The sequence below is a fragment of the Eudoraea sp. genome, from assembly GCF_049665975.1.
Classification (GTDB): domain Bacteria; phylum Bacteroidota; class Bacteroidia; order Flavobacteriales; family Flavobacteriaceae; genus Eudoraea.
On sequence record NZ_JBATGR010000485.1, the window covers coordinates 1 to 3,772 of the forward strand.

At 37.1% G+C, this 3,772-nt stretch carries 3 protein-coding genes; all 3 read left to right on the forward strand.

Features of this window, described 5'->3' with window-relative positions; all coding sequences use genetic code 11:
* Window positions 1-711 (forward strand): amino acid--tRNA ligase-related protein (locus tag WBN20_RS15590; protein WP_424282349.1); only part of this gene is annotated, 711 nt, incomplete at its 5' end.
* A 132-nt stretch (window positions 712-843) separates the two neighbouring features.
* Entirely contained in the window at window positions 844-2,241 is a 1,398-nt protein-coding gene (locus tag WBN20_RS15595; protein WP_424282350.1) for a PKD domain-containing protein, read from the forward strand.
* Window positions 2,242-2,335: 94 nt separating this feature from the next.
* Complete coding sequence (locus tag WBN20_RS15600; RefSeq protein WP_424282351.1) at window positions 2,336-3,772, forward strand: SLC13 family permease; 1,437 nt, start codon at window positions 2,336-2,338, stop codon at window positions 3,770-3,772.

Consider the following 3,772-nt stretch of genomic DNA (forward strand, 5'->3'; position numbering starts at 1 on the left):
GAGCATACGGGTTACGAAGTTGCCGGGATGGATGAAAAAACGCTGCGAGAAGTGGCTATAAAACTAAATATAGAAGCAGACGAAAGTATGGGGGTTGGCAAGCTCATTGATGAGATTTTTGGTGAAAAATGTGAGCATCACTACATTCAACCGACTTTCATTATAGATTACCCAAAAGAAATGAGTCCGCTTACTAAGGAACACAGGACGAATCCGGCCTTAACAGAGCGGTTTGAACTTATGATTAACGGTAAGGAAATAGCTAATGCCTATTCCGAGCTCAATGATCCTATTGATCAGCGCGATCGCTTTGAAGAACAGTTAAAATTGTCGGAAAAAGGCGATGATGAAGCAATGTTTATTGATCAGGATTTTATCAGGGCCCTGGAATACGGAATGCCCCCTACTTCGGGGATTGGTATAGGTGTGGACCGCCTGGTGATGTTGTTAACAAATAATGCCTCTATTCAGGAAGTTTTGTTCTTTCCTCAAATGCGGCCCGAAAAAAAGCCTATTGAATTAAATGAAAGTGAAAAATCGATTTTTAACATCTTAAAAACCCATAAAACCATGCCATTGGCCGATTTAAAAGAAGCTGCCGGATTAAGTAATAAGGCTTGGGATAAGGGGCTCAAGGGTTTGAACAAATTGGGGTTAACCAAAGTGGTAAAAGAGGACGATACCCTTCTTTGTAAATTAAATGAGCAATAAAAAGGATATTTTATTCTTATTTATTTCATTATCAGTATTTTACACCTAGTGCATTTCATCGAATGAGTGTTAAAAATTGAAATAAAGACCCCGGTATTTTCGTTATAATAATAGAATCCCAAATCTGTTTTTATGAAGAAAATCTACTTTCTGATCATTTTAGCAGCATTTTTCACTTCCTGTTCTAAGGACGCATCTCCTTCTGACCCTGATCCTAACTCAACATTAGAGGCATGTTTTGAAGTGAGTAAAGAGATCCTTATGGTAGGCGAAAACCTGCAAATAAACAATTGCTCTGTAGGAGCGAGTACATACTCCTATAATCTTGGTAACGGAGAAACACGTACAGAAGAAAACCCTACAGTGGTTTACGGAAAGCCAGGAGATTATACCATCGCCTTAACGGTTTTCGATGAAGCCATGGCAACGAAAACAGTTTCCAAACAAATTCTGGTGAATGATGCTATAGTGCAGGACTTTTTTATATTCCCGGATATAGCAGATGGATTTAACGGAATTCCCATGGAAACCGGCGTAAATCCGGTAAACGGTTTAATCTATTCTATTGAACTTTTGGAAGACCTGGTGGGCACTGGAGGTACTAAATTTTATTATCGAGAATTAGATGAAAATTATATATCCTCCTCTAATTATTTGGCAGACAAACCTTATAATTCAAATAGTGCTTTTGTTAACTTTTTTCCAAGCGGAAATATGAATTTTGTGTTTTCAAGAACGCTGGATGGCCTTTATGGAACTCAGGAAGTAACCTATAACAATGCCTGGAATTTTATAAATGGACTTAGTTCATCTTCCAAACACAGTTATGGTTTCCTGGCAGAAGGCGCCAACTTCCTTTACTTTGGTACAGAAGAAGATAGCGGCATCTACAAAACGGCTGTTGAAACAAGGAATTCATCTGGAGATGCATTCGCGGTGGTTCTTAATTCATTTGGAGATGCAGATTCTATGATAGGAGATATGATTGAAGTGGAAAACGGTTATCTTGCTTTTGGAGCAGTTTTTAGTAAAAATGAAACCAATCCGAAAATAACAAACTATAAACCCTTATTAATCTTCTTTGACTTCGGTCTAAATGTCACTTCCCATATTATATATGAGGATTCTCTATTGGACTCCAAAATTAGTTCTGCTAATGATCTGAACGGAAGTTATCATTTAGAACAGTTTTCTAATGGCAATATCGCGATGTATGCTAATGGCGAACTTACTCTGACTAATGAAACAGGCACAAAGATATCATCATCCTATTTTGAAGGAACAAAGAATAATCAGGCTATGGTGTCATTAGGAGATTCCTTTGTACTATCAAGCGATAAGAATTTAAGAAAATTTGACAGTAATGGAAGTCAAATTAAAGAACTTAATTACCCGGGGAATTATTTGCCGGAAATACTAAACATTAATGGCAACTTATTTTTTATTGCAGGATTTGATGTAGAAGGAGAGGTAAAATTGTTATACGGCTTAACAGATACTGACCTTAATCCTATAAATTTGAATGAATAGCATTTTACAGATAATTTAAAAAGGGAGCAAGCTTGCTCCCTTTTATTTTTAAAACTAAAGTAAAAGGTATAGTTTAGAGCCTAAAATACTCTAAATGGGCTTTAACAAGAAACTCGGACTTATATCCGGTCCGCTTCTTTTCTTCATTTTTACAAATTTACCAAATTTTATTCCCGAAAATGAGGGCGCCAACAGCGTTATTGCCGTTGCCTTATGGATGGTCATTTGGTGGATTACCGAAGCCGTTTCTATTTCAGTAACAGCACTATTACCACTTGTACTTTTCCCTGTAATGGATATAATGCCGATAACAGATGTGGGTGCCAATTATGGAAGTCCAATAATTTTCTTGTTTTTTGGAGGCTTTGTTTTGGCATTAGCACTGGAAAAGGTAAATCTGCATAAACGAATTGCCCTCAATATTATTAAAATAACAGGCACTACCCCCAATAAGGTGGTCCTGGGTTTTATGATAGCAACGGCTTCACTGAGCATGTGGATAAGCAATACAGCAAGCACAGTTGTTATGCTCCCTATAGCCATGTCTGTAATTGGTTTATTAGTTAATGACGAAGACGGTTATACCAAAAATGATCAGAATTTTGCCCTTAGTGTAATGCTTGGTATAGCTTTTTCTGCAAATGCAGGAGGTATCGCCACCGTTATCGGAACTCCCCCCAACTCTGTTATGATTGGCTTATTAGAAAATGAATATAACATAGAAATTTCCTTTCTAAAATGGATGACCCTTGGTCTTCCTTTCTCAATAATACTATTAATAATATCTTACCTCGTTCTGGTAAAATGGATGTTTCCAAACAGGCAACTTCAGTTTAAAGCATCCAAAGAGGTTATAAACTCAGAATTAAAAAAATTAGGCCCTACTTCAGGTAAGGAAAAAATGGTTTTGGTCATTTTCGGGATAACGGTATTTCTATGGATTTTTAGAACTCTGATAAACAAAATATTCCCTGGTTTAGAACTTTCAGATACTATAATAAGCATGTTGGCCGCAATTTCTCTTTTTGCAGTTCCTTATAATCTGAAAAGAGGTGATTTTATTATCAAGTGGAATGACACTCAAAGATTAGCCTGGGGTATTCTCATTCTTTTCGGAGGTGGGCTGGCTCTTGCAAAGGGAATGTCTGTAAGCGGCATTGTAGCTATTGTTTCTAACGCCATTGCTACCAGTGACATAAGTATTTTGCTTACGGCTTCGCTTCTCATAATCCTTATGTTATTTATGACCGAATTGATGAGTAATGTTGCGTTAGTTGCCGTTTTGGCACCAGTGGTTGCGGGAATAGCAATTGGCCTGAACATACCAATAATATACTTGTTGATCCCTGTGACAATGGCCAGTAGTTGTGCATTTATGCTGCCAATGGCTACACCTCCAAATGCAATTGTTTTTGCCAGTGGCTATATTAAGGTTCATCAGATGGCAAAAGTTGGAATTATTTTAAACCTTATCGCCGTTGTTTTATTGATCCTGGTCTTCCAATTTGTAATCCAAATGTTATTTTATTAA